The organism is Sphingobacterium sp. UBA6320 (genome assembly GCF_002440335.1).
In the GTDB taxonomy this organism is placed as follows: Bacteria; Bacteroidota; Bacteroidia; order Sphingobacteriales; family Sphingobacteriaceae; genus Sphingobacterium.
Map to the genome: position 1 here is coordinate 17720 of NZ_DJTA01000012.1, position 25519 is coordinate 43238.

A 25519-nucleotide genomic window follows, 5' to 3' on the forward strand; every position below is an offset into this window, starting at 1 on the left:
GAGATGCAAAACTTTATAAAATAAATAGGGTGTTGGGGTTGAACCTTACTTTACTCCTAACTGAAAAGGAAGCAAATCTCCATTTTTTAATATATATCTCCAGGTATTATTTCGATAAACGAGTAGAGGAAAAATATCTGAAGGAGTATCTGTATGAGTATCAAAATATGATGGTGCATCAAATAGAATTTCTTCCAACTCCACTGGGATAATAATCTTACCTTGAACATCTGATATCCCAAATTTATTATTTTTTTGAAGAAGGAGATATTGTCCATTCTGAATAGATCGGATTTGGGTATATTCAACGGGAAGCAGTAGCTTACCGCTATGCAAATCCCCAAGACCATAATATTGATCATAGCCATTTACTTTTGGTAATATGACAGCATGATCAAGGAAGAAAGATTCTTGATGGTTTAATCTCGAATTGGTCAGATCATATTCCAAAGGGAATATGATGGTTCCCTTTTTATTGATAAGCCCCATTTTAAACATTAATGCTCTCGGATCCAAATTTTCGGATTGGCATACTAAAGCAGCATTTCCTACAAAATCAAAAGCCCATACATATTGGGGAGCGACAACGATTCGACCTTCTTCATTGATATATCCATAGCCGTTTTCATTATGTAGCAAAGCCATACCATTTTTATATGGCATAATGACGGTCTCCTTACCTGAATTCTGAGGCAAGTACCCTTGTTTTACAAATGTTAGGCTATATGATCCTTTCAGCTCCTGATGAGACGTCATATCATAGAGCTTTCCTATTTTATCATCTTCGGACACCATTAAAACCTGAGCTGAATTCATGCGATACACAGCATGATAATTTAGTTCTTCACCTTTTAAATTTTCCAGATTCATTAAAAGATAGCTCATTTTATTACCGTTTCTAATCTTTACCAGAGATCTTTTGCTATCGATGGTATCGATCTGCTTGATATCCGCTCCTACTACTTTTGTGCCTTTTAGGTCAAATAAATGACTGATTTGAGTATCAAACTCATCAATTCTTTCATTTTCAGGAATATGCATATTCGCTTTAATATAATCTTGTTTTCCTAAATTTAAGATATCGATACTTTCGTAAATAGCCGGAATCATCTCCTTGTTCAAATCCAGATCATATAGGCCAGTTTTCCCATTCTTTATAAAGGCGATTATATGTTCAGGTCCATGGTATAACTCAGAAATTCCTTCTACATCACTTAATAACAATTGACCGTTTGTATCAAAAAAACTGAACAATTTATTTTTCTCGGCAATCAGGTATTTTTTTTGACGGTCTGGATTTTTAAAATCAAAAAATTGGATATGGTAATATTGAGGATCTATAAAAGTATTTGTTTGTGGAATGTACAATCCATAAAAAGCTCTTTTCTTGATTTTAAAAATAGCTAATCCATGGCTCCCCGATGAGTAAAAATAGTCATTGACATGTGTTATATCACCATGTTCTATTTTAAAAACGACCTGTCGATTCGGGTTTAAAAGGGAGGTGATCTGTTGCTTCTTAGTAACTAAATAATCATCGTATACTTTGACCTCATCGTATATGTTAGGTAATATTACGGTTCCCTTCAAGTCTACCACTCCTTTTTTATGTTGTTTTGTCGTAATGAGATATTCTCCATAGTAACCGTTAAAAGAATTATCATTAGGAAGTTCAATACGTTCAAATTCAAACGGAATTTTCAACTCACCATCTTGACCATATGCGCCGTAAAGATTGTTTTTTTTGGCAATCAGTAATCCCATGAAGAGTTCAGTATCGACAAATTCCTTTTTGGTAGGAATATGTATAACAAGCGACTTACCCCCTTTTGAAAAGGAAGAAATCCAATTATCACTGCGCATACCCATATGATGATGCTCATATTCAAACGGAATCAAGATATGCTCATTCCAATCTATAACACGCCATTTTCCATCTTTTTGTGCATAAAGATAAGACTGACGATGACCACAACCTCCACAATAATCAAAACCATCGTAACCATTTTTAGTCATTATTTTATTGTGCGACCGACTAAATAAGTACCATTTCCCATGTTGTTTGACGTCAAAATAATCGCCGTCCAAGTAACCAATTTCATCAAAAAAAGGCAATTGCGTTTTATCAACAAATAATAAACTTACTTTACCATCACGTTTTATTTTCCAAAAATCACGAAATTGAATATCTATATCATCATACTCTGCTTCAAGCAAAACATCACCTTTGGGAGATATGATACCCATTTTTTTGTCTTTTAAATATTTTAGTACAGTTTTGGGAAATAGCTGTGGATGGGCTGCCAACTCCCGTTTATAATCTTCTATTGCATAGGTATCATTAAACTCAATGGAGGTTTCTTCTGCCAGTATAAGGCTATTTCCAAGGGTATCTATATAGTACGTATTATCCTTATCTATTATTTTTGCAAATCCATTTCTAAAGGGTGCCATACGCCTCCCCTCCTGTCCAAACCGATATAACTCGGTCTGTGCTTGGGCTGAAAATACTAAGCCAAAGAATAAAGCAAAATGGAATAAAAAAAGCTTCAAATTCCAGGTACTCTGTGCGCTATTAATTAAGAATAATATCATAAAAATTATTTTTAGAGATTAGTACCGTTTCTCTTTTGATTTAATAGCATATTTCTGTCCGTCTCTACCAACAAAATAATACCATTCTCCTTCCTTTACCAAGAGCGGCCATGTTTTATCTTCACCTTCATAATTTCGACGGATCTCATCATACAACGGTTCTACCAAAATTTTACCTGACCAATCAGCCAGTCCATACTTATCGCCTTTTGCAAAAGTAAAATTCAGATATGCACCACCAACTTCGAGATCCTGATATCCAGGACCGAGTATAATCTGCCCATCACGTCTGACCATGATCTGCTGATTCAGTTTACTGAAGATCAATATATCAGATTCTTTACCAGTGGTCAATACCTGTTCATATTCAAAAGCAACTACGATGTTGCCTTTTAAGTCAATCATTCCGCGCTGATATTTAAAGCCTGAGTAATTTTCTTTATCGATGATTTTTTTAGCTGCTATGGCATAACCTTCATAAAAATCATCGACTTGATCGTACTCTTCAAAGCATTTTTCATTTCCCACGGTATCGATAAAAAGATTTCCTTCTTTGGCATATATTTTTTTTAAGCCATGATAAAATCTACCATTCGGATATTTTTCATAATTGGGAAAGCGGATCAAATCGTAACTACCATCGGATGTCCAATTAGTATTGGAATACACCAATTTTCCATCCGTGTCGGTTAATTGCAAAGATTTATCGTGATGTTCAACCAATAAGAAATGGTCGTTTACTAAACGTATATCTGTGACCGTATTGTCGAATGTACGGATCTTATCCTGTCCAATATGATAGATCCAAAACTGGTACTGATAATTAGAAACTAATTTGCGGACAAGAATAAGATCCTTATTAAAGAGCGTGATTTGTTGTTCATGCGGAGATATCAATACTTTCTTAGTCTCCAAATCAAACAAACCTATTTTTAAAGCATGATGTTCGCCCGCTTTTCCATCTGAAAATGTGATAAAACGTTGCGATATATCAAATTGATTTTCTATTCCCGATGCTGAATATTGGTAACCATCATCGAAACTATAGTGCACCGGTAAGATTTCCATTCCATTTTCATATACGATTCCTGAGTTTTGATTAGATCCGACTAAGAAAAAAGTCTTCCCGTTATAATAGTGCAACTTGATGTTCTGATATTTCCCCAATGGAATAATGGTTTTTCCATCCCAGTTACAGATACCTGTTTTTCCATTTTTAGTCACTTCAAAAAAATATGAAGCTTGCTCAATCTGGACTTCATAAGCTAATCTTTGCTTGACTTGTTCCGTTATATTTGCGTCAAAAATAAGATCAGACATCCCGATCACTGGACTGGAACTGTATTTATGATTCCCATTGGCAGCTAATACGCGGATCTCCTCATACTCAAAAGGCAAAATTGTCTTACCGTTGATATCAATAACGCCATAACCACTTGCTTTTTTTGCTATTCCAAGGTTTCTAATAAATGAATCCAGCTGTTCAAATTCATTTTTTATGATTACTTTTTTGGAAATTGGATCAACAACACCATAATGATTTCCCTGTTTAAAAATCAACCATTTAGAACCGTCAATGATTTTGTAATCCGTATATCCAGAAAGCAATACGTTGCCATTGGTATCCATGAGATCAAGTTGTGTACCTTTTTTCCCCTTAATATAGGTCTGTCCATCCCCTTTGATGTACTGGAGATGACTATCATACTCGACAGGTACGATGAGCTCACCATTTATCTTGGCCAACCCACTTTTATCGTGTGTGCGTATCTCCACAAACTCATCAGACAAGAAACTTGTTATATACTCATATTGAGGTCTTTGCAAAATCTGACCATTAAGAGCGGAAACCCATCCCCACAGATGATCATCAGCAACACCAATAATATTTTTATTAATTACTTCAGCTTTCTGAAATTGGACCGGAACAATAATTTTCCCATTTTCATCAGCAACTCCGGTCTTTCCATTCTTTTTTAGCACAAGGTATTTATAATCGTATTGCTTTCCCTTATGCCACTGTCCATCATAAGATGTAGCAAGTTCGATCTCATCATACGCTATAGGAACAATCAGATCTCCATCTTCGTGTAGCACTCCATAATAACCATCCTTAATCACAACAAATAAATCTGCCGCGTGCTCTTCTACATCATCTATCCAATGATTGCCTGCTAAATGATAAAAAAAATCCTTCTTTTCTTTTTTAACTTTGATTAGTGGTGAAATGGACCGCTCAAAGCCCATTGATTCTACGATCTGAACAGTTTGTGAATATCCAAAAAAAGGTAATAGCAGAAAGAAGATAGGAAGAAGATGTTTCATGAACCTCAAGATTTTCTCAAATATCTTAATTATAATGTTGTGAATATCTCCCTGAATACCGCTAGTTTTAGGCTAAATATTTGATCCAATTGAATGTCCATCCGTTACTTCATGTCTCAAAGCGCTCATGTTTTCAGCAACATGTTCCTATAATCAACCCTATCATTATGCTTGGACTCCTATTATGAGCTAAAAAATAGAACATTTATTGGTCATAATCCTCAATGGAAATAAAAATTAGGTTTAAGAAATGAAATCCATGTTAAAATAATAAAAATAGGTACTCCCTCGTTGATTGAAAATAAATTGTTATTTTTACGTATAAGGTACTGAACATCAATAAGGGCATCGCAAGAAATTTTCAGATACTATTTGTACGATTAGAAAGCCTTTTTAAATCTTGAATTTACATTTTAGTACAAAGCAGCATAAAATGCTTTCGCCATTCAATCATGAACAACCTATTCTAAAAAATTTAGAATTCTTGAAAAACTTAAACTGAATTTTAATATGCTACTAGAAATAAACCCAAAGTTACCCATGAGAGATAGGCAGATAACAGCTGACTATTACATCAACAAACTCGGTTTTCAAACTTTCGGAAATGAATTTGAGGATTATTTAATGGTCTATAAGGATCAGATCCAGATTCATTTTTTTAAGTTTACAGATCTTGATCCTAAAGAAAACTATGGTCAGGTATATATTAGGACGGATGATATAGATGCTGTTTACCAGACCTTATTGGATAACCACATTCCGATACATCCAAATGGTCATTTAGCGGTAAAGCCTTGGGGACAAAAAGAATTTTCTTTGCTCGATCCCGATAACAATTTACTGACTTTTGGACAGCAGATTTAACTTAATTCATATCAAGTCAATCAGATCTATTATTCTTCAAAAGCTAATATACCAGTCAGCATACATAAAATTAAATACTGACTGGTATAAGTTTGTGATTAATCTTCGTGGTCTTCTCCCACTAGTGAAAACTTGATTGACTTTTGAGGATAATCATCAAAACTTTTTCTACTGGAATTACCAATTATTTTTTTTAGACTAACTTTATCTCCTAATCTAAACTGATCTTCTACCAATTGATAGTCCAATAAATATGGTCCACAATAGTAATTACCTTTTTCGTCTTGCTCGATTATTCCTTGATATAGCCCTTTTTTTGTTTCTCTTGGCATGTTATTATATTTATGGGACAAAGATACAAAGACTAAAACAATTTAGACAATTAACGTAAAAGATAATGATAAAAGAGATAACTGGATCGTAAAACCAAAGTATTAGCGGGATGTCCTCTATTATGAACTTCACGCTCCAGGTGTACGAACCCATCCATTCGTATACAGATCATCAACGCATGAAGCTTAATCAACATGAAGCTGCCTCCAATTGCTTTTAGGAAAGGGATGCTTCCCTATATTTTTTTAGACTGATACCATGATGACGCTTAAAGAACTTATTGATATGACTTTCATCAGCAAATCCAAATTCATCTGCGATTTCATGCACTCTTTTATCACTAAATCGCAATCGATGTTCGATCAAGCGAATCCGATAGGAAGAGATATACTGCTGTATAGACTCGTTGCATTCTTTGCGGAAATAGCTGCTTAGATAGGTTGGCGAAAATCCAAATTTCGCAGCAATTACAGCGATGGTAAGGAGCTCGGGCTGTCGTATGTATGCTTGGATATAATCTAATATCTGTAGCGTACGCCTATCCGCATTAGGAGTAAGTTGCTGAGGTTTATTGATGGCTATATTTCGCGCTGCGATAACGATAATAGCATTGACCAGATGTCTGGTCAAATCTTCATTGTAAAGGGATTGATGACTGCATGCCTGTTGTAAACTCTGAATCAACGAATTGACCATATGTTTATCATCATTATTGACTAAAATAGAACCTGATAAATGAGAAGCATAATACAAAAGACATTCGATGTGATCGATGCTTTTCCATTGATATTCTTTGATATAACTTTCTCCGAAACGTACGACCATAAACTCATTATTTCCCTCCAAATCAAACCCATGGCAATCATCTGGTGTAATAAGAAATAAGTCTCCCGGAAAATAGTCAAATTTATTTCCATTGACACTGTGCTTTCCTTTACCAGAAATAACATACACCAGCTCAAAGAAATTAAATTGTCTGTCACGCAGCGGACATACCGTTACGTTTTCATAAAAGACTTCAAGGGATTGATAGATATTTTCTTTTGCCATAATGCAAAGATACCCAAATAACACTTAAATGTACCTGTTTTTATCCATTTTTTCAGTCTATTTTTGTTGTTCAAGAATAATATATGAAAGCAATTGTATTGGAAAAATTTGGTGGTGTTGAACATCTTATTGAAAAGAATATTGAAAAACCTTACATCAGACCGGATGAGGTGCTGATCCAGGTGAAGGCGATCGGTATCAATCCTGTCGATGTTAAAGTTAGAAGTTATGATGCTCCGCTTGCTGACATGTTATCACAATATGATCCTCTAATTTTAGGTTGGGATATTTCGGGAGTCATTGTTGAAATTGGAAATGCGGTTACCAATTTTCAAATTGGAGATGAAGTTTTTGGTCTGATCAACTTTGTCGGTCATGGCAGAGGGTATGCGGAATATGTAGCGGCTCCCGAAGGGCATCTTGCACGAAAACCGCAACAAATCAGTCATATTGAAGCTGCTGCAACCCCTTTAGCTGCATTGACAGCTTGGCAAGCATTTCATTCCTACGGAAAACTAAGGCCCCATGACCGGGTTCTTATACATGCCGCATCAGGTGGTGTAGGTCATTTTGCTGTACAGATCGCAAAATATCTCCAAGCTTACGTCATCACAACTTCATCGGCATCTAACCGAGATTTTATCATCCAATTGGGAGCAGATGAACATATTGATTACCAAAAAACGGCTTTTGAAGAAGTTCTTTCGGATATTGACTTTGTACTCGAATCGGTCGGTGGCGCAAATTTTCAAAAATCAGTACAAGTATTGAAACCTTTCGGTTCCATTGTCACCCTGCCCTCTGGACATAGCAAAGATGATGAATTAAAGGCGCAGGAAAAACAGCTTCATGCTTGTTATTTTATGTCCGTCTACAGTAGCAGTACGGAGATGCAAAAGATCGCTGACTTATTGAAATCGGGAATACTAAAACCTCATATTGCTCAGGTGTTCAATTTTGATGAAATGGCAAAAGCACATGTACAAATTGAAACTGGGAGAACCGTAGGAAAAGTCGTTGTAACCTTATAATAGCAAGAGGAATGAACACAATAGATCAGGAGCTTTTAGCCGCAATTTCGCGTAGTGCTTATGGTGAGATTGATTATGAAACTTTACTGCAACATAATCCGCAAAAAATTAGAGAACAAGAAATGCGGGTATCTCTCTTGGAAGCAGATACCATTATCCCGCCCCAACTGGACATTCAAAACAGGTATATACCGTCTTCTGACAAAGGTAGAAATATCCGTTTACGGACTTACAGATCGAAGGAGAAAAGCAATCTACCAATCTTACTATATTTTCATGGTGGTGCTTTTATCTATGGAACTCCCGAACAGTATGATTTTATATTCTTTCGACTGGCTTCGGATCTGGACTTAATGATTGTTTCTGTCGATTATCGATTAGCTCCCGAACACCCATTTCCTGCGGCTATGGAAGACGGATATGATAGTTTAAAATGGCTCGTTCACCACGCTTCTCAACTTGGTGGAGATCCGAATCGTGTCCTCATTGGAGGCAGCAGTGCTGGAGCCACAATTGCGGCCTCCATCACCCATTTGGCACGGGATAAACAAGAAATAAAAATCAGACATCAGCTTTTACTTTATCCTGCGATGAGTCATTTGCTCAACACAGCTTCAATGGAATCATTGGCGGATGCACCTATTCAAACCAAAAATGCCGCGAAATGGATGTGGAAACATTATCTACCCCATATGGATCAACGGCCTGCCTATGCGGTGCCGCTACTTGAAGAAAATTTCAATCAACTTCCCGATGCTACGATAGTGGTCTGCGAATTTGATCCGCTTAAAGATGAGGGGAAAATGTATGCCGAGAAATTACGACAAGCAGCTGTATCGACGGAGCTTATCGAAATACAAGGAGCGGTGCATGCGTTTGATTTTTTCGAGAGTTCGCTATCAGATGCATTTTATGACCGATTATTGAATGTATTAACAAAAACAGTAAATCAAGATAAATGAAAAAAATAATAGTAGTCAATGGACATCCGGACAGAGAAAGTTTTAACAGTGCTATTGCTCAAACCTATATCCAATCGGCACAAGAAGCTGGCGCTGAAGTTCGATACCTCGCTATAGGGGAATTGGATTTCAATCCAAACTTGCAATTTGGTTATCGGAAAAGGATGGAATTGGAACCTGATTTGGTAAAAGCTCTTGAAGATATCCACTGGAGTAATCATCAAGTATGGATACATCCCATGTGGTGGCTGGGGATGCCGGCTATTATGAAGGGCTTCTTTGACAGAGCATTTCTTCCTGGCCTTACTTTTAAAAGCAACAAAAATGGAATCAGCGAAGGATTATTACAGAACAAGACAGGAAGAATCATCACCACAGCAGGTGATGTATCTCTGGATAGTTATGAAAAAAATTATGGTTCGAGTGGACTTATTCAGTTGAAAACAGGAATTTTGGAATACTGTGGAGTATCTGCTATAGAAAATAATTTTATTGGACCTCTGTATGAACTGGATGAAAATGATCGCCTCAACTGGCTCATCAAGATCGCTAATTTGGCGAAGATGGATACTGAAAATAAGGCAGCTGAAAGACCTTTATTATAGTTAAGTGGAAGGAGTTGACGCTCCTATCCACCATATATGGCTATCCCCTTTTCTTGTAAGACAAGTCCTTTCCAGGCAAATAATTTATATTGTTTTGAATCCCAATTGCCTTCACTTGATTTTTCTAGTACAATTCCCTTATCGGAATCTGGTAAAAAAATTTCGGCTTTCGAGTTGTCCGCACTGAAAATGATATAGGTTGGATTTCCTTCTACTCGAGCGCCATCTTTTAAAGGATTTAGTTTAGTTTTAAACGAAGCCAAGGTTAAACAGTTTTGCTCTAGTGTAGAATATACTTTTCCATCTTTATACAAGCAAGCATTTTTCTGCTCATCGCAATCCGTTTTAACCAATGGCATATCGGAAGAAAATGTTAAATTGTTGACATCCTTAAAGGTGGTACCATCTGCATTCATATCTCCGTAACCTTCCATAAGCGTATCTTTTTGGACTTGAAATGCTACTTGTCTAACCGACTCTAATCCTTCGGATTGAAAGGTATAATTTGCAACCAACACCCCGTCTTTCACTTGACCAATAAAAGTTCCTGTATTCTTGTCCTTTTCAGCAAAAGCATAGCTTAAATTTCCTTTCACTTCTGCTCCACTTTCAGTAATTTCTAAGGAAACTTTATTTTTGCCATCATTAAAGACATAGCATCCTAAATCAAGTGCCGTACTGGTTTGCTGTGGCACCTCAGATTTAACCTCATGAGCATCAGCTTTTTTCGCATCTTTATTTCTACAGCTTAGCATGGCGAATACGACACAGGATAATATAATCAGCTTTTTCATATTTTTCTATTTTTAATATTTTTATTGCTTTCCCTAAATTTAATTTTAATTTCTGACATCTTAGATGTTAAGTGTTTTTTTAGAAATTATTAACATGCTGTTTTTCCAAAATTGTTATGAAGAATCGTTTAAAAATCAATGACACTTTCCATGAACGGCCTATTCAATTGATAAAAGACAAAATGAATTTCGATCATTGTCCCCTGCTCACCGCGTGCCTACTCTGTAACAAGCTATTAAGCCTTTTCGACAAACAAATAAGTACAAGAGCGAAAAATGTGGTGATAAACATCAAAATTAAAACGTTGCAACAGTTGTAACTCGATTTGCTGTTATGGCAAATACCTCCTGCCCTGTTTTAGCTTGAATTAAATATAATCCGGTAAACAAACTAAAGGCGGGCAATAAAGCGCTGGTGTCGTCAAAAACAAAGCAAGGTAATTTTAACCGTTGTCTTGCTGGCCCCTTCAATAATATGCCGGGGTGTATATGTCCCGAAAAAATATATTTACCGTGATCAGGTGCATCTTTTCGCTCATGTACAAAGCAGAAATCACCAATTTCATAGTAGGTTGAAAAAAGGTTAATCGCTAATTGTTCATAAAAAATCCCCGCCAACTTATCATGATTTCCTTTCACCAAAATAATTTCCAATGTTTTATTTGCTGTTCTCCATATCCGAAATTCCTCTAAATCCATATTATGATGATGATGAAACATATCACCAGTTACCAATAACGTTTTTGGATTGTACATCGCTACCAGATGATCAAGACGCATTATATCGGTTTCGGATACTTGTTTAGGAATTTGCAGGCCCTCTTTCCTAAAATGTCCCGACTTACCCAAATGAAAATCACTAATAACAAGCAGCTGATAATAAGGAATATACAACGCCCTTTCCTGATCAAGTATGAGCTCAATTCCTCTTTTTATAATGCGAATCATCTTCATCTAAATTTTTAAACACCTCTGCCTTCATTCTTTCTATTCTTGCCTCTAATTCTTCAGAACTCATACTCTCACGCATACTATCAACTTTAATTGGAAAAGAAAAAGGGGTAAAACGCTCTGCCGACTTTAGTACAATAGTACTCTGCTGAATTCTCTGTAAAGCTCGCAATAATCTCGGTTCTTCAAGCTGATAATGAAAATTTTCATCATAAGCTTGTCTGAGTAATAGATTTTTTGAATCATAAGATTCAAATACATCAAAAAATAAAGATGATGATGATTGAATCTGTTTATTTTTTAAATATTTACCTGGATAACCTTGAAATACCAGTCCTGAAATACAGGCAATATCTCTAAACTTTCTTTTGGCCATTTCTGTCCCATTGATACTGGCATTGATATCTTCACTCAAATTATCAGGTGAAAAAACGTCATAAACAATCGCATCATCCATGGGAATTTCTTGATCACTCAACAGTTCAAAACCATAGTCATTCATCGCAATTGAAAATGTAATGGGCATCAATTTTGAAATCCGGTAAGCCACCAGTGCCGCCATGACTTCATGGACCAATCTTCCTTCAAAAGGGTATGCAAAAAGATGGTATCCTTCTTTGGTTTTAATGAGTTCTACCAAAAACTCATGTTCCAATGGTACATGCGTAATCGATTCTTGCAATTCAAACAATGGTTTTATTACGGTCAACTCTTCTTCTTCATGATTTCCATTCAGTACTTGGCTATATTTTTTACGTAGTATCGCTCCCAAATTAGAACTTAATGGCAGTCGTCCACCCATCCAACTTGGTGTTATCGTCTTTTTATGATTACTTCTTCTCACAAGAACCAGCATATCTCGGACCATGACAAATTCCAGACTTCGTCCCGCTAAATTAAAACGGTCTCCAGGTTTTAATTTGGAAACAAAATACTCTTCGATCATCCCAATATATCCGCCAGTCAAAAACTTTACTTTTAGCATCGCATCGCTCACGATAGTACCAATATGTAAACGATGGCGCATGGCAATCTGTCTACTCGTTACTTTCCAGAGGCCATCCTCATCATCTAAAACTACTTTATGAAATTCGGGATATGCCTGTAAACTATTACCTCCTTGAGTAATAAACTGCATACACCAAGCAAATTCTTCTGCCAGTAATTCTGAAAATGCAAAAGTATTTTTTACCTCATCAAAAACTATTTTATCGTCAAACCCATCGCCGACGGCTAAGGTCACCAAGTATTGAATCAGGACATCAAAAGGTAAGATAAAGGGTTCACGTCTTTCAATCTGCTGTGTCTTTGCTGCCGTTTTTATTGCAGCAACTTCAAGTAATTCAAGAGCGTGCGTGGGCATAAAATAAATTTTTGAGGTTTCAAAGGGCGAATGCCCACTACGTCCGGCACGCTGTAAAAAACGCGCCACCCCTTTTGGAGATCCCACTTGGACTACGGTATCTACAGGTTTAAAATCGACGCCCAAATCGAGAGAAGAGGTGCAGATCACGACTTTTAGAACACCGGTATGCAGCGCATCCTCAATCCAATTGCGCAACTCAAAATCAATGGATCCATGGTGTATAGCCATTTGACCGGCAAAGTCTGGATGAATTTTTAGTAAATGTTGAAACCAGATTTCCGCCTGACTACGCGTATTGGTAAAGACTAGCGTGGTTTTACTTTTTTTGATAATTGGAATTAATTTATCTGCCAATTTTATGCCCAAATGCCCTGCCCAAGGAAGCATTTCAATGGTATCTGGAATAATGGATTGTATCCGGATTTTCTTTTCGGCATCTGCTTTGACAATTATTTTTGGAACCATCTGGTGGGGCTGCAACACTTCCAGAGCTTCTTCTAAATTACCTATTGTAGCAGAAATACCCCAAATACGAAGTGTTCTGTCCGTTCTCGATCGAATTATTCCTTTGATTCTGGACAAAGCCAATTCGACCAATACACCACGCTTTGTACCCAATAGCTCATGCCACTCATCTGCGACAATACAAGCGAGGTCATCAAATAGATGGTCTGTATTTTTTTGTGCTAAGAGCAAATGTAGGCTCTCTGGTGTAATCAGTAACACCTGTGGCATGGCACGTTTTTGTTTTTGTCGATCCGATATGGATGTATCGCCGTTACGTACACCCACTGTCCAGTCGATATTAAGCTCTAACAAGGTCTCCTCCATTGCACGCGCCAAATCTTTTGCTAAGGAACGTAAGGGTGTTATCCAGATCATGCGGAGTCCTAGTTTTTTCTTTTTCTTGGATTGACCATGTTCTTGATTGAGATAGGCAATAATAGGTGCTAAAAAAACGGAATATGTTTTTCCAAAACCTGTTGGAGCATTGACCAAACCACTATAACCTTGCAAATAGGATTCCCATGTTTTTTCTTGAAATGGAAATGGCTTTCTTTTATTTGTTTTAAGCCACTTTAAAACGTGTTGATAACCAATTGTTTTTTTCATCTTTCACTAGCTCTCAAAGTTGATTGTAATAGCATTTGCAGATCTTCTAGTGTGTTGATATCAGCGACTTTTTTATCTCTTCTCCAACGGACAATACGTGGGAATCTTAACGCTAGTCCGGCTTTGTGACGCTTACTCACTGCTATACCTTCAAATGCAATTTCAAATACTAATTCTGGTTTAACAGTACGAACTGGTCCAAATTTTTCAATCGCATTTTTCACAACAAAACTATTCACCTCTTTGATTTCTTTATCTGTAAGACCCGAATATGCTTTGGCAATTGTAATAAATTGATCTCCATCGCGCACGGCAAAAGTATAATCTGTAAAAAAGTTTGCTCTTCTTCCACTCCCTTTTTGAGCATAGATCATGACGACATCGATCGTGAAGGGTTCTATTTTCCATTTCCACCAATCTCCTCGTTTTCGACCATTATGGTAAAGCGAATCTTTATGTTTTAACATAATTCCTTCACTATTCAATTCACGAGACTGCTTTCTTTCTTCTTCTAGTGCGTCCCAAGAATTAAATACCACCATTGGCGCAGGAAGTATGATGTTTTCTATGGGCAATAATTGTTCCAGTACAGCTCTTCTTTTATGCAGGGGCTCATTTCTATAATCTACACCAGCAAATTCGAGTGCATCATATGCATAAAAAGCAATAGGTGCTTCTTCCAATTGTTTCTTATAAATTATCTTTCTATTTAGACGCTGTTGCAAGGTACTGAACGATAATACTTCACCATCACGAACAGCCAATATTTCTCCATCGATCACCGTACCATTGGGAAGACCAGTTAAGGCAATATGCAATTCGGGAAATTGATCGGTGACCAATTCTTCTCCTCGGGACCAGATAAACAATTCGTCATTTCGTTTAATAATTTGTCCTCTAATACCATCCCACTTCCACTCCGCCTGCCAGTCCTCTGGAGATCCTAGTTCATGCACAGGTACATCAATTGGATGTGCTAGACAAAAGGGATAGGGCCAAGAACTATCTGTATTAACATGTGAACCGTTTACTAAATCGGTAAAGGTAATCTGGTCAGGATCCCACTTTCCCATGATGCTATGCGTGATGTGGTTGCTATCTAAACCTGTTAATCTTGACAAAGCATGAATTAAATTTTTGGTCGATATGCCTATTCTAAAATTACCTGAAATCAATTTATTAAATACAAATCGCTCTTGAGTATTTAATTTTTGCCAAGCATGAAATACAAAATCTTTTTTTTCCTGATCACTACTGTGAACCAGTCCCTTCAACTGTAAGATCCATTGATGTAAAGGGACATCAGATTCTGATGTAGAAGGTGGTAAAAGCAGTGCTATGGTTTCGCTTAGATCGCCTACATTATGATAACTCTCGACAAAAAGCCAAGGAGGTAAACCCGTGATTTCGATAATCCATTCTTTCAATAACTTGGTATTGATAGTTCTTTTAGGCTTTTTACCCGTAAATAAGGCAATCACCCAAATTTTATCAGCATCATCTGCTTCTGAAAAATAATCCACCAATGCAGCTAGTTTATCATTGGTTTTGTTGCTTTGCTCAAGCTTGGAAATTAACCTGCTGAATTTTTTCAAATTATCACCTCCTTTTCTGCTGCAACATCATCATCTTCTTGACCAAACTGCGTCGTTACGGCTTGGGCAGCTATGCCTTGTTCGGATAAGTATCGAGCAAATACCGATGTAAATCCATGCGTCACATATATTTGTTCGGCTTCAGTAGCTTTGATTGCTGTAATCAGACCATTCCAGTCCGCATGATCACTTAATGCAAAACCAGCATCAGCACTTTGCCACCTTCTGTGACTACGCACCTGCATCCATCCTGAACAGACACCAACAGCTGCTGACTGTAAACTCTTGATCCACTTGCTATCGCGCATTACTGGGGGCACGATCAAAATACCTCCCTGTAACTCGTCCTTAGTCAATTCTGGAGTTATAGTTTGATATGCGGCTAATGGCACTCCTGCATGTTCAATAGCTTCATTTAATCGTCCAATACTGTTGTGCACATAGATCGGAAGATCGCCCGCTAAATTTTGTAATAAGCGTTGTGCTTTGCCTAAACTGTAAGCAATGAGCACGGTTGTTTTATGGTCTTCTTTATTTTGAATAGCCCATTTTTTTATATCGTCGAAGATGATGTCCTGTGCCAACCAATTGTATGTAGGCAGCCCAAAGGTGCTTTCTGAAACAAATGTATGGCATTTGATCGGTTCAAAAGCCGTGCTGACTCCATCATATTCGACCTTATAATCTCCCGAAATAACACAAATCTCCCCTTTGTAGGCCAATCGAACTTGTGCCGAACCTATTACATGACCGGCTGGGTGAAAAGATATTTCAACTCCATTTCGCACGACAGTCTCTCCATATCCTATTGATTCGACAATAAGATCAGCACTTATGCGGCACTTGATGATCGCTTTTGTGAAATGGTGACATAGGTAATATTTATTACCCCAACGCACGTGATCGGCATGACCGTGGGTGGTGACAGCATAGTCTACAGGCAACCAAGGATCAATGTAAAAATCTCCTTGTTTGCAATAAATACCTCGATTAGTAAAACTTATTAAAGCCATATGACTAATAACAAGAATGACAGTAATTAGTTTACTAAGCACCACGATTGGATGCTCATCAAACTATTTGCCATCCAAATTGTTTAATCTGTGTACGATCTACTTATTTTTAAGCGAAAAACAATATGGACATACAATATGTATTAGAAGAAAAAGGTGGACCAATATTTGCGTTGGCCATTCACGACGGACACCAACTTGCAGATCAACTTACGCCTATCATGAATCTCTCGGAATCTGAAAGATTGAGAGAGGAAGACCCCTTTACAGGAATGTTAACGGACATTGATACCAATCGGCTGGTTGTTAAAACCTCCAGATTTCAAGTGGATCTAAACCGATCCATTCAAGACGCCGTTTATTTACGCCCCGATCAGGCTTGGGGACTACAGGTGTGGAAAGAAGCTCCCACTAAAATGATGTTGACTGAGCTACAACGTTCTTATCATTATATTCAAAAAATATTATCACTGATTATCGAAAATAGTATTCAGAAGTATGGGTATTTTATTATTTACGATATCCATAGTTATAATGCCAAACGTCAAGGACCTGATGAAATAGTGGATACTGAGGCTAATCCGCAAATAAATATTGGAACACTTAATAACAAAGGAATCTGGAGACCGTTAATAGACTCCTTTGTAAAATATATAAAGGATCACCGTATTCAAGATCAACCTATTGACATACGTGAAAATGTGAAGTTCTCAGGAGGATACTTGTCCAAATGGATAACAAGTAAATATGGTCAAAAAGGATGTGTTCTATCGATTGAATTTCGTAAAGATTTTATGAATGAATGGACGGGTATACCTCACCTTGACCATATTGAGTCGTTGAGAAAAATCTTACATTCTTCTGTATCCTTCATCAAAAAAAGCTATCAAAATCACTATGGATCAAAGTAAAGCAATCGCAAAAGCAGTTACATCCATCATACAAAGAGAACCCGTTCACATCCAGTTTTCAAAAGACAGTAAGCTCGTTCTGAAACGCATCAGCCCGTTACTTTTGATCTATCGTATTCCTGCTGAAGGCAAAGATCAGATGATATCCAATCTGGCAAAATCGGAGACATGCTCTCTTGTGGGCAAAGAATCTGATTTAGATTTTACTGCTGTTGTAACCCCTATCATCCGACAAATGATAGATGAATTTGGGGCTTGTCAGCTCATTGAAATCTGGCAAGATAAAGAGATGGAAAGCGATGTATCTATTTATATTTCGCAAAAATCGGCTTTGACTATTGCTCAAAAGTTTATTAAAGATTTTAAAACCAATGAGCAGCAGATGGCTTTGTCGATTGACATAAAAAAAGATACCAAGTCACCAAGTCCTCCGGGAACACAACCGGTTATCAATCCTTTAGCGGAAGAATTTAAGCAGTTGCTCTATGCTGGAATTGCTATAAAACCACACTATCTGGATGAAAATTCTGGCAAAGCCTATCCGCTAATTTTGCGAAATTACAGAGATGTTTTAACGAAAAGTCTACGCAAGAGCTTTTTAGAATTTGTTCGTCTTTATACTTCTTTGAAAGTTTCTCAGTTCCGCATGTTAAGTACAACGGAGCTTCAACCGCTGGTGTTAGAAATTGATCAAGAATTGGCTCTAGAAAGTCAAAAATTTGATTTTTTGTTATTAGTAAGTCCATTAAATGCGCGTGAAGCTTGGATCCAATTTAAAAAAGATAAATTTTTAAAAACACCTAAATTTAGGTACAGACCGATGCCTGTAGATCCAGAATTGGTCAAACGAAATTTATACAATCTTCGGATCGAGGATATTGATGATCCAACAATCGCATATCTTTTTAGAGACAAAAGAAAAGAGTTGGATGCGATGATGACGATGCTCATTGATCGCGGAAATGAAGGCTTTTTGCATGGTAGTTTACAAGTTTTTGGTAATGTGAATGACCATTTGTTAGAAACAGCGCGCGCCATTTTAATGGTCTATGAGCACAGCGAAGATAAGCCCGTTGCTCCTAAGAACATGATCAATGCTACTGAATTTGCTAAATTGGCGAAAGAGGAACTTCATTATTTGAGACAGCAGATGCCTGCTTTAGAAACGGGTGTACGGATTCGAGATGATATTACGGGTATTATGGTCAACCGTGGTGTGCTCAATATCAGTAAAGATTATCAAATCGAAGCTTCAAGAGCTATCGCATTGATTCAGCATGAAGTCGGAACCCACATCGTCACCTATTTTAATGGTAAAGCGCAGCCTTTCAAATTATTCAGTCTAGGTGTACCGGGCTATGAACAATTGCAAGAGGGTCTTGCTGTATTTTCGGAGTATATGGTCAATGAACTTAGTGGTGATCGTCTCCGCATTATTGCTGCTCGTGTTGTTGCTGTTCATCATATGTTAGCAGGTCATAATTTTAGCGACACATTCTTCCTATTGGTCGATCGTTATCATTTCACCGAAGAGATATCCTTTCATATCTGTACGCGCGTATACCGTGGTGGCGGATTTACAAAAGATGCGCTTTACCTCAAAGGTCTGATGAGCATCATTACTTATATCCGAGAAGGAAGAGATTTATCTCCTCTCCTTATTGGTAAAATACGGGAAGATTATATTCCAATCGTAGAAGAATTAACACAACGTGGATTATTAAATAATCCCATCTTGAAACCGCGCTATCTAGCAGAACCATATTTACACAATTTAGATCGAATTAAATCAGGGGACAATATTTTCAACCTATCAAATCATTAACATCATATCATCTATGAACATTGCATTCGTCATCAATCAAACGCATAAAGAAAAAGCTAGTTTTACAACAACATTATTAGCACTAAAGGCCCTACAACGTGGTCATTCGATCTATTACATCGGCTTGGCAGATTTTGTCTACCTCGGTCAGGATCAGATTGCGGCACATGCCCGAGCAGTACATCAGATTGAAGATATCACGGATTGCGAAGAGCTGATGGATAAACTTCGATCTACAAAAAAAGAACGGGTTCTAGTCCAAGATTTAGATATCCTGTGGCTTCGATTTGATCCCGTCCTTGATATGATCAATCGTCCATGGGCAGCATCTATGGGATTACAGTTTGCTCAGCTGGCACAACACAGTGGTGTCCGGGTGCTTAATAATCCGAAAGCCTTAGTTGATGCTGAAAATAAACTTTATCTTGAAAAATTTCCAGAAGAAATTCGTCCGAAAACAATCGTGACTCGCAGTTACGACGACGTAAAACAATTCTTTGATGAAGAGAACCATAAAATCATCTTAAAACCATTAAAAGGATCTGGAGGAAAGAATGTATTTCTGGTCAATGAACAAGAAAGTAAAAATCTAAAGCAGATTGTAGAAGTCATCTGTCGAGATGGTTATTTAATTGCACAAGAATATTTACCAAATGCTCAGTATGGCGATATCCGTTTTTTTCTATTGAATGGAAAGCCGTTGGTTATCAATGGAAAATATGCAAGTGTTCATCGAGTGCAACCTGAGGGCGAATTACGAAGTAATATTCATCAGGGGGCGACAGCGCAGCAGGCTGTAATCACTCCTGAGATATTGGAAATGGTCGAAAAAGTTTCCGAAAAACTGATAGAAGATGGGATGTATTTTGTCGGATTAGATATCATTGCAGATAAAATCATGGAAATCAATGTTTTTAGCCCTGGGGCATTACCACAGGCCTGCGAATTGAATGGTGAAGATTATACAAGCGCAATCCTTGAAGATTTGGAAAAATCAACTTCAAAAAAAGAAATCAAATCATAGATACAGTCTTGCATCAGATCAAATAAATCTACTGTTTTTTTTAATGTAATGAGTAGTAAAGTGTTTGGGAGAAATATGCATTTCCATTGTTGTCTTTAAAAATTAATCGATATCTTGAACCTATATTTCATAGCATTCAGAAGAAGATTTTAAAGTGGAACAACTCAATCGATTTGATCGCATTCTTGCAATTTTAATTCAACTCCAATCAAAAAAAACGGTCAGGGCACAAGAGCTGGCAAACCGTTTTGAAGTCAGTTTACGTACCATCTACCGAGATGTAAAAAGTCTGACTGCTGCCGGAATACCGATTATCGGTGAAGCTGGATTAGGTTATGAATTGGTAGATGGTTACAAAATACCGCCTATGATGTTTTCTAAGGCTGAGATTTCGAGTTTTGTGGCTGCAGAAAAATTGGTATTCAAATTTATTGATCAGGAAATGAAGAATCATTTCTCTTCGGCTTTGTTTAAATTGAAGGCAATTATCCGAAGTTCGGATAAAGATTGGATGGAGACTATCGACAAACATGTCGTCATGAAATCGATTGGGCACAATCAACAAAATAAAGCTTTACCCAATACGCTAACCCTGCTTTTCCAGTGTATCGCACAGAAAAATGTATTGCAAATTGGTTATCAGGCAGCTTATCAATCTGATATTACTATTAGGGAAATCGAACCTATCGGGGTATTCCATGAAAGTAATCATTGGTATATCTATGCTTTTTGTTTAGTTAGAAATGATTACCGTCAATTTAGAAGCGACCGTATTTCGGATATCAAAATATTGGATCAGATGCAGTTTAAACAGCATCCCCCGTTGGAAGAGTATTTAGCTGAACGAGAATTGGATGCAATAATTACTAGAGTGGTTATACAGGTCGATCGGCTTTTTGCCCATTATCTACATTGGGAACGCAAATATTTTGGTTTTAAGGAAGAAAGCATTAAAGGTGATCGTATTGAAATGATTTTTGATGTAAAAAATGCAGATATGGGTTTTGCAAGATGGTTTCTTATGTTTGGTGATCGTGCTGATATCATCAGTCCACAATCGCTTAAAGATACGGTCAAATCTCTGCTACAATTACAGATCAAACGCTTGACATAATCAATACTTCCAAAAAAGTGTTTCGCCTTTTCGGAAGTATTGATGATTAAAAATTTTCTATTTGGTATAACGGTCCCAAAAAAATGGAGGCTCAAAGCCTAATGCTCGTAGATATACAAAACCCTGCCCGCGATGGTGCACTTCGTTATCTATAAAATATAAGATATTATCAATAATAGGGAATTCATATTGACCAAATAAATTAAATGTCTGATGAAATTCATCCTCTTTCAATTGTGACCATAATTCTTTAAGTTCTTCTGTATGCTGGTCCCAAACGGCTAATATGTCCGCCTTAGTCGTGTATTTCATTCCTTCGGTATATGCTTCTACCTGTTTATGAACAATACCTTTCAAACCCGGAACTGCAATCGAGATGAGCTCATTGACCATTTCACCGAATGTACGCATACCTGGTACGGCATAATTGAAAAGTTCTGCTTCAGGAAATTTCTCAATGGTTCTTTTAGTCAGGTTTCTATGCCCCAACCAATGCTTTAATAATTCTTCTTTCGAAATAATTGCTACTGTATTCATATCGCTTATTTTAAATTGATACTTCAAAAATAGCGGGGATATTGACAGCCTATTGTCAGTAGCAAAAAAATTATTTAGGCATGACCCGGTAAGTGGGATCGTTTTCAGAAGTCTCGATGAGTACAGGGCTGTCTGCTTTTTTCAATATCGCTTTACAATCTTCACTCAAATGTCGCAATCGGAGTATTTTGGATTGACTCTGATATTTCTCCGCAAGTTTATTGACCGCATCAATAGCACTCATATCGGTGATCTTACTTTCTTTAAAATCAACAATCACATATTGAGGATCATCATTTATGTCAAACTTTTCTAAAAATCCTGTTACCGATCCAAAAAATAAAGGTCCATATATTTCATATACTTTATTTCCTGCTGCATCAATTGTTTTTCGGGCACGGATACGCTTCGCATTATCCCAGGCGAATACCAATGCGGCAATAACTACTCCAACGAGAACAGCTAACGCTAAGTTGTGGAGTACAATCGTAATCAAAGCAACCAACATACCCACAAAAATATCAGACTTTGGCATCTTGGTGATAATACGGAAAGAAACCCATTGAAAAGTGCCAATAGCGACGACCATCATCACGCCTACCAATGCTGCCATGGGTATTTGTTCTATCAATGGGGATGCGACTAAAATAATGGTTAAAATAGTCAGCGCACCAATAATACCTGACAAACGTGACCGAGACCCTGCATTGATATTGACCAAGGTTTGTGCGACCATGGCACAACCGCCCATCCCTCCAAAGAAACCATTGACCAGATTAGCTGCACCTTGCGCCATTGCCTCTCTATTGGCATTGCCTTTTGTATTGGTCAACTCATCCACCATCGATAAGGTCAACAAGGACTCAATGAGCCCTACTGAAGCCATAATCAGTGAAAATGGAAAGATAATCATCAAAGTTTCCCAGCTGAAGGGTAATTCTGGTATATGGAACGCGGGTAAATTTCCTTTTACAGATGCGATATCACCTACCGTTTTGGTATCGATGCGGAAGATATATACCACTAAAAAAGTCGCCAATATCGCGATTAAGGAAGCTGGGATAGTTTTTGATATTTTAGGAAATACATATACGACAAATGCTGCAAATAGCGTCAAACCGAGCATGATATAGGCAGATGGTCCAGACAACCAATGCGTGACTCCCGAGGCATCGACTGTCTTAAACTGCTCCACTTGCGACATAAAAATAATAACTGCTAACCCATTTAAAAAACCAAACATCACGGGTTGTGGTATCAGTCTCACAAACTTCCCAAATTTAAAAGCGCCTACAAGAAACTGAATAATACCCGCCAATACAACTGTTGCAAATAAATATTCTACACCATGCATACTGATCAAGGCGATCAGGGTGACAACTGTAGCCCCTGCTCCTCCCGATATCATACCCGGTCGACCGCCTAAAACAGCGGTCACGATACCCATTATAAAAGCAGCATACAACCCTGTTAAAGGAGAAAGTCCTGCTAGTATGGCAAAAGACAACGATTCGGGAATCATCGTCATCGCAACAGTCAATCCAGCTAAAATCTCTACCCTGTAATTGATTTTCCCATGTGGATTTAAATATCGAAGTAGTGCACTCATTAATTTTTTTTTGCAAAAATACACAAGCATCCGCAGATACTTACGGATTTTATATTCTTTTTGATATCTCTCAGAGATAAGGGCTGCAGAGGCTTGTATCTGTCAGTAAGGGTATTGAAATCATGAGTAGATGAAGAGATGAAAATAAAAATCACTCAAAATAATGTCCAGGAATATTTTATACCGATCTTATAGAATACAATAAATGAATGTTTTTAACTTTGTATCTTAAATTTAGAACCCGTTCAGTAATAATTAAAAACTCATGATAGAGGAGAATGTCTTATTAGTATTATCATTATTTTTTGTGATGGCGATGCTATTTGTGATCAGTCAAAGAATAAAAATCTCTTATCCCATTTTATTGGTTATTGGAGGTTTAGGAATATCACTTATCCCAGGAATGCCTGTAATAAGCATCAATCCTGATTTGGTATTTTTAGTTTTTTTACCACCCCTACTTTTTGAAGCGGCTTGGTATACGAACTGGGATAGCCTAAAAAAGTGGCGTCGATCGATAATAAGTTTAGGCTTTGGACTAGTATTTTTTACTTCGATTGCGATCGCTTATTTCTCTGTCAATATTATTCCTGGATTTACCCTTGCATTGGGATTTTTGTTAGGGGGCATTATTTCTCCTCCAGATGCTGTTGCAGCGACATCGGTATTGAAGGGGGTCAAAATTCCAAAGCGAGGTATCACATTATTAGAAGGTGAAAGTCTCGTCAATGACGCTGCTTCGCTAACTGTATTTAGATTTGCGGTTGCTGTTATTCTGACTGGTCAATTTGTGTTTCAGAAAGCAGCATCAGAATTTGTGGTATTATCCATCATGGGTGTTGTCGTAGGTTTGGCTGTCGCACATATCTTATATTTATTTTTACGCTACGTCGCTAAATCTTCCAGCATCTCCACTCCTATCACACTGATAGCTCCCTATATCATGTATATCGTGGCAGAGCATTTCCACTGGTCTGGTGTATTGGCAGTCGTGAGCGGCGGATTGTTTTTATCCTTTCGTTCTGGTGACTATCTGAACTATCATACCCGCATCCAAACCAAAGAAGTTTGGGCTACTTTAGGTTTTTTATTGAATGGATTTGTATTTATTTTGATCGGACTGGAATTACCGGTCATTGTGGCCGGATTAGGAGCATATTCTCAAGGAGAGGCGATTAACTATGCTTTAATCATTAGTGCTATTGTTATCGTGCTGCGTATAGTATTGGTATATCTATCCGAATTTCTTCCTCGCATGTTATCCAAAAAAATAAGGGTTAGAGAAAAGAGTCCAGGTTGGAAATTACCTTTGATCGTAGGCTGGGCGGGCATGCGTGGTGTTGTTTCTCTTGCATCTGCATTGGCAATACCATTAACTTTAAATAATGGAGACCCTTTTCCGCATCGCAATTTAATTCTCTTTATCACCTTCGTTGTTATTTTGATTACATTAGTTTTTCAGGGATTGACGCTTCCTATTTTAATAAAACTTATCAAGATAGATGAAATTGATATTGAGGAACCTGTCGAAAATCAGATCGACGAAATTCGTGTATTGTTAGCAAAAGAATCTATCGCATATTTAGATCAGAATTATAGCAAAGAAATGGAAGAATATGAAACAATTGCGCGAATAAAAGAGCAATTACAAAGAAGTATCTCGGTTTCTGAAAGTGCAAAACAGGATGATAACTGTGCTCAATTGACTGCGGTAAGGAGTCTCTATAATAAAATCATGTTAGAAATTGTTGCCATTAGAAGAAATGGACTTTATAAAATACGTGAAGAAAAGCATTATGATAGTAGTATTATCAAAGACTTAGAATATACGCTTGATCTGGAAGAATCAAGATTAAAACGTAAATAGTAGAAACCTAAACTCTGGTGCCGACAATAAAGTAA

The 25519-nt window shown here is 37.3% G+C and carries 20 protein-coding genes; 9 read left to right on the forward strand and 11 right to left on the reverse strand.

Translation table 11 applies throughout. The annotated features are described in order from the left end of the window. Nucleotides 1-45: 45 nt before the first annotated feature. On the reverse strand, nucleotides 46-2595 hold the full coding sequence (locus tag B3P23_RS07285) for a WG repeat-containing protein (RefSeq protein ID WP_293925265.1): 2550 nt from the start codon (nucleotides 2593-2595) through the stop codon (nucleotides 46-48). Between the two features lie 18 nt (nucleotides 2596-2613). Continuing rightward, nucleotides 2614-4920: a WG repeat-containing protein gene (locus tag B3P23_RS07290; RefSeq protein ID WP_293925266.1), complete on the reverse strand. Its 2307-nt coding sequence runs from the start codon at nucleotides 4918-4920 to the stop codon at nucleotides 2614-2616. A 510-nt stretch (nucleotides 4921-5430) separates the two neighbouring features. Between B3P23_RS07290 and B3P23_RS07295 the strand changes: the two genes are divergently transcribed. Further along, nucleotides 5431-5784 carry a bleomycin resistance protein gene (locus B3P23_RS07295; RefSeq protein WP_108157598.1) on the forward strand — a complete coding sequence of 118 codons (354 nt, stop codon included), beginning with the start codon at nucleotides 5431-5433 and terminating at the stop codon, nucleotides 5782-5784. A gap of 98 nt (nucleotides 5785-5882) precedes the next feature. Here B3P23_RS07295 and B3P23_RS07300 read toward each other — a convergent pair whose 3' ends face one another. Beyond that, the gene (locus B3P23_RS07300) at nucleotides 5883-6116 is read right to left on the reverse strand and encodes a hypothetical protein (RefSeq protein ID WP_094771600.1); all 234 of its coding nucleotides are present in this window, start codon (nucleotides 6114-6116) and stop codon (nucleotides 5883-5885) included. Nucleotides 6117-6333: 217 nt separating this feature from the next. Next, complete coding sequence (locus B3P23_RS07305) at nucleotides 6334-7167, reverse strand: AraC family transcriptional regulator (protein WP_281047332.1); 834 nt, start codon at nucleotides 7165-7167, stop codon at nucleotides 6334-6336. Nucleotides 7168-7250: 83 nt separating this feature from the next. Between B3P23_RS07305 and B3P23_RS07310 the strand changes: the two genes are divergently transcribed. The 3 genes from B3P23_RS07310 to B3P23_RS07320 are packed head-to-tail and all read left to right on the forward strand — an operon-like array spanning nucleotide 7251 to nucleotide 9765. Beyond that, nucleotides 7251-8198 carry an NADP-dependent oxidoreductase gene (locus B3P23_RS07310; protein WP_293925267.1) on the forward strand — a complete coding sequence of 316 codons (948 nt, stop codon included), beginning with the start codon at nucleotides 7251-7253 and terminating at the stop codon, nucleotides 8196-8198. A gap of 11 nt (nucleotides 8199-8209) precedes the next feature. Beyond that, nucleotides 8210-9160 (forward strand): alpha/beta hydrolase, encoded by a 951-nt coding sequence (locus B3P23_RS07315; protein ID WP_293925268.1) that lies wholly within the window; start codon nucleotides 8210-8212, stop codon nucleotides 9158-9160. Beyond that, on the forward strand, nucleotides 9157-9765 hold the full coding sequence (locus tag B3P23_RS07320) for an NAD(P)H-dependent oxidoreductase (RefSeq protein WP_293925269.1): 609 nt from the start codon (nucleotides 9157-9159) through the stop codon (nucleotides 9763-9765). Before B3P23_RS07315 ends, B3P23_RS07320 begins: the two co-directional genes overlap by 4 nt. A gap of 23 nt (nucleotides 9766-9788) precedes the next feature. Here the strand turns inward: B3P23_RS07320 and B3P23_RS07325 are convergent, their stop codons facing one another. From B3P23_RS07325 to B3P23_RS07345, 5 genes are all read right to left on the reverse strand, one after another. Continuing rightward, a complete protein-coding gene (locus tag B3P23_RS07325) occupies nucleotides 9789-10559 on the reverse strand; it encodes a hypothetical protein (protein ID WP_293925270.1) in 771 nt (256 codons plus the stop codon). A gap of 297 nt (nucleotides 10560-10856) precedes the next feature. Next, nucleotides 10857-11507 (reverse strand): ligase-associated DNA damage response endonuclease PdeM, encoded by a 651-nt coding sequence (gene pdeM / locus B3P23_RS07330; protein WP_052627739.1) that lies wholly within the window; start codon nucleotides 11505-11507, stop codon nucleotides 10857-10859. Then, nucleotides 11479-13989 carry a ligase-associated DNA damage response DEXH box helicase gene (locus tag B3P23_RS07335; RefSeq protein WP_293925271.1) on the reverse strand — a complete coding sequence of 837 codons (2511 nt, stop codon included), beginning with the start codon at nucleotides 13987-13989 and terminating at the stop codon, nucleotides 11479-11481. The genes pdeM and B3P23_RS07335 overlap by 29 nt, the downstream gene beginning before the upstream one ends. Continuing rightward, nucleotides 13986-15584, reverse strand: coding sequence for an ATP-dependent DNA ligase (locus B3P23_RS07340; RefSeq protein WP_293925272.1), 1599 nt, complete (start codon nucleotides 15582-15584; stop codon nucleotides 13986-13988). Before B3P23_RS07340 ends, B3P23_RS07335 begins: the two co-directional genes overlap by 4 nt. Continuing rightward, entirely contained in the window at nucleotides 15581-16597 is a 1017-nt protein-coding gene (locus B3P23_RS07345; RefSeq protein WP_293925273.1) for a ligase-associated DNA damage response exonuclease, read from the reverse strand. Before B3P23_RS07345 ends, B3P23_RS07340 begins: the two co-directional genes overlap by 4 nt. Before the next feature lie 125 nt (nucleotides 16598-16722). Here B3P23_RS07345 and B3P23_RS07350 point away from each other — a divergent pair, with 125 nt between their 5' ends. From B3P23_RS07350 to B3P23_RS07365, 4 genes are all read left to right on the forward strand, one after another. Continuing rightward, on the forward strand, nucleotides 16723-17508 hold the full coding sequence (locus B3P23_RS07350; RefSeq protein ID WP_248754116.1) for an N-formylglutamate amidohydrolase: 786 nt from the start codon (nucleotides 16723-16725) through the stop codon (nucleotides 17506-17508). Next, nucleotides 17495-19333, forward strand: coding sequence for a flavohemoglobin expression-modulating QEGLA motif protein (locus B3P23_RS07355; RefSeq protein WP_248754117.1), 1839 nt, complete (start codon nucleotides 17495-17497; stop codon nucleotides 19331-19333). Before B3P23_RS07350 ends, B3P23_RS07355 begins: the two co-directional genes overlap by 14 nt. Before the next feature lie 13 nt (nucleotides 19334-19346). After that, entirely contained in the window at nucleotides 19347-20357 is a 1011-nt protein-coding gene (locus B3P23_RS07360; RefSeq protein ID WP_094771608.1) for an ATP-grasp domain-containing protein, read from the forward strand. Between the two features lie 154 nt (nucleotides 20358-20511). Beyond that, nucleotides 20512-21471, forward strand: a complete 960-nt coding sequence (locus B3P23_RS07365) for a helix-turn-helix transcriptional regulator (protein ID WP_045753039.1) — start codon at nucleotides 20512-20514, stop codon at nucleotides 21469-21471. A gap of 57 nt (nucleotides 21472-21528) precedes the next feature. Here the strand turns inward: B3P23_RS07365 and B3P23_RS07370 are convergent, their stop codons facing one another. Together B3P23_RS07370 and B3P23_RS07375 are read right to left on the reverse strand one after the other, a co-directional pair. Then, nucleotides 21529-22008 carry a DinB family protein gene (locus B3P23_RS07370; RefSeq protein ID WP_293925274.1) on the reverse strand — a complete coding sequence of 160 codons (480 nt, stop codon included), beginning with the start codon at nucleotides 22006-22008 and terminating at the stop codon, nucleotides 21529-21531. Nucleotides 22009-22078: 70 nt separating this feature from the next. Beyond that, nucleotides 22079-23617 carry a SulP family inorganic anion transporter gene (locus B3P23_RS07375; protein ID WP_094771678.1) on the reverse strand — a complete coding sequence of 513 codons (1539 nt, stop codon included), beginning with the start codon at nucleotides 23615-23617 and terminating at the stop codon, nucleotides 22079-22081. Between the two features lie 265 nt (nucleotides 23618-23882). Here B3P23_RS07375 and B3P23_RS07380 point away from each other — a divergent pair, with 265 nt between their 5' ends. Continuing rightward, on the forward strand, nucleotides 23883-25484 hold the full coding sequence (locus B3P23_RS07380) for a Na+/H+ antiporter (protein ID WP_293925275.1): 1602 nt from the start codon (nucleotides 23883-23885) through the stop codon (nucleotides 25482-25484). The last annotated feature ends 35 nt before the right edge of the window (nucleotides 25485-25519 follow it).

Coding starts and splice junctions, on each gene's coding strand:
- B3P23_RS07295 (WP_108157598.1), top strand. CDS start 5,431: ATGCTACTAGAAATAAACCCAAAGTTACCCATGAGAGATAGGCAGATA.
- B3P23_RS07285 (WP_293925265.1), bottom strand. CDS start 2,595: ATGATATTATTCTTAATTAATAGCGCACAGAGTACCTGGAATTTGAAG.
- B3P23_RS07380 (WP_293925275.1), top strand. CDS start 23,883: ATGATAGAGGAGAATGTCTTATTAGTATTATCATTATTTTTTGTGATG.
- B3P23_RS07355 (WP_248754117.1), top strand. CDS start 17,495: ATGGATCAAAGTAAAGCAATCGCAAAAGCAGTTACATCCATCATACAA.
- B3P23_RS07325 (WP_293925270.1), bottom strand. CDS start 10,559: ATGAAAAAGCTGATTATATTATCCTGTGTCGTATTCGCCATGCTAAGC.
- B3P23_RS07310 (WP_293925267.1), top strand. CDS start 7,251: ATGAAAGCAATTGTATTGGAAAAATTTGGTGGTGTTGAACATCTTATT.
- B3P23_RS07305 (WP_281047332.1), bottom strand. CDS start 7,167: ATGGCAAAAGAAAATATCTATCAATCCCTTGAAGTCTTTTATGAAAAC.
- B3P23_RS07320 (WP_293925269.1), top strand. CDS start 9,157: ATGAAAAAAATAATAGTAGTCAATGGACATCCGGACAGAGAAAGTTTT.
- B3P23_RS07290 (WP_293925266.1), bottom strand. CDS start 4,920: ATGAAACATCTTCTTCCTATCTTCTTTCTGCTATTACCTTTTTTTGGA.
- B3P23_RS07370 (WP_293925274.1), bottom strand. CDS start 22,008: ATGAATACAGTAGCAATTATTTCGAAAGAAGAATTATTAAAGCATTGG.
- B3P23_RS07315 (WP_293925268.1), top strand. CDS start 8,210: ATGAACACAATAGATCAGGAGCTTTTAGCCGCAATTTCGCGTAGTGCT.
- B3P23_RS07335 (WP_293925271.1), bottom strand. CDS start 13,989: ATGAAAAAAACAATTGGTTATCAACACGTTTTAAAGTGGCTTAAAACA.
- B3P23_RS07300 (WP_094771600.1), bottom strand. CDS start 6,116: ATGCCAAGAGAAACAAAAAAAGGGCTATATCAAGGAATAATCGAGCAA.
- B3P23_RS07375 (WP_094771678.1), bottom strand. CDS start 23,617: ATGAGTGCACTACTTCGATATTTAAATCCACATGGGAAAATCAATTAC.
- B3P23_RS07350 (WP_248754116.1), top strand. CDS start 16,723: ATGGACATACAATATGTATTAGAAGAAAAAGGTGGACCAATATTTGCG.
- B3P23_RS07360 (WP_094771608.1), top strand. CDS start 19,347: ATGAACATTGCATTCGTCATCAATCAAACGCATAAAGAAAAAGCTAGT.
- pdeM (WP_052627739.1), bottom strand. CDS start 11,507: ATGATTCGCATTATAAAAAGAGGAATTGAGCTCATACTTGATCAGGAA.
- B3P23_RS07345 (WP_293925273.1), bottom strand. CDS start 16,597: ATGGCTTTAATAAGTTTTACTAATCGAGGTATTTATTGCAAACAAGGA.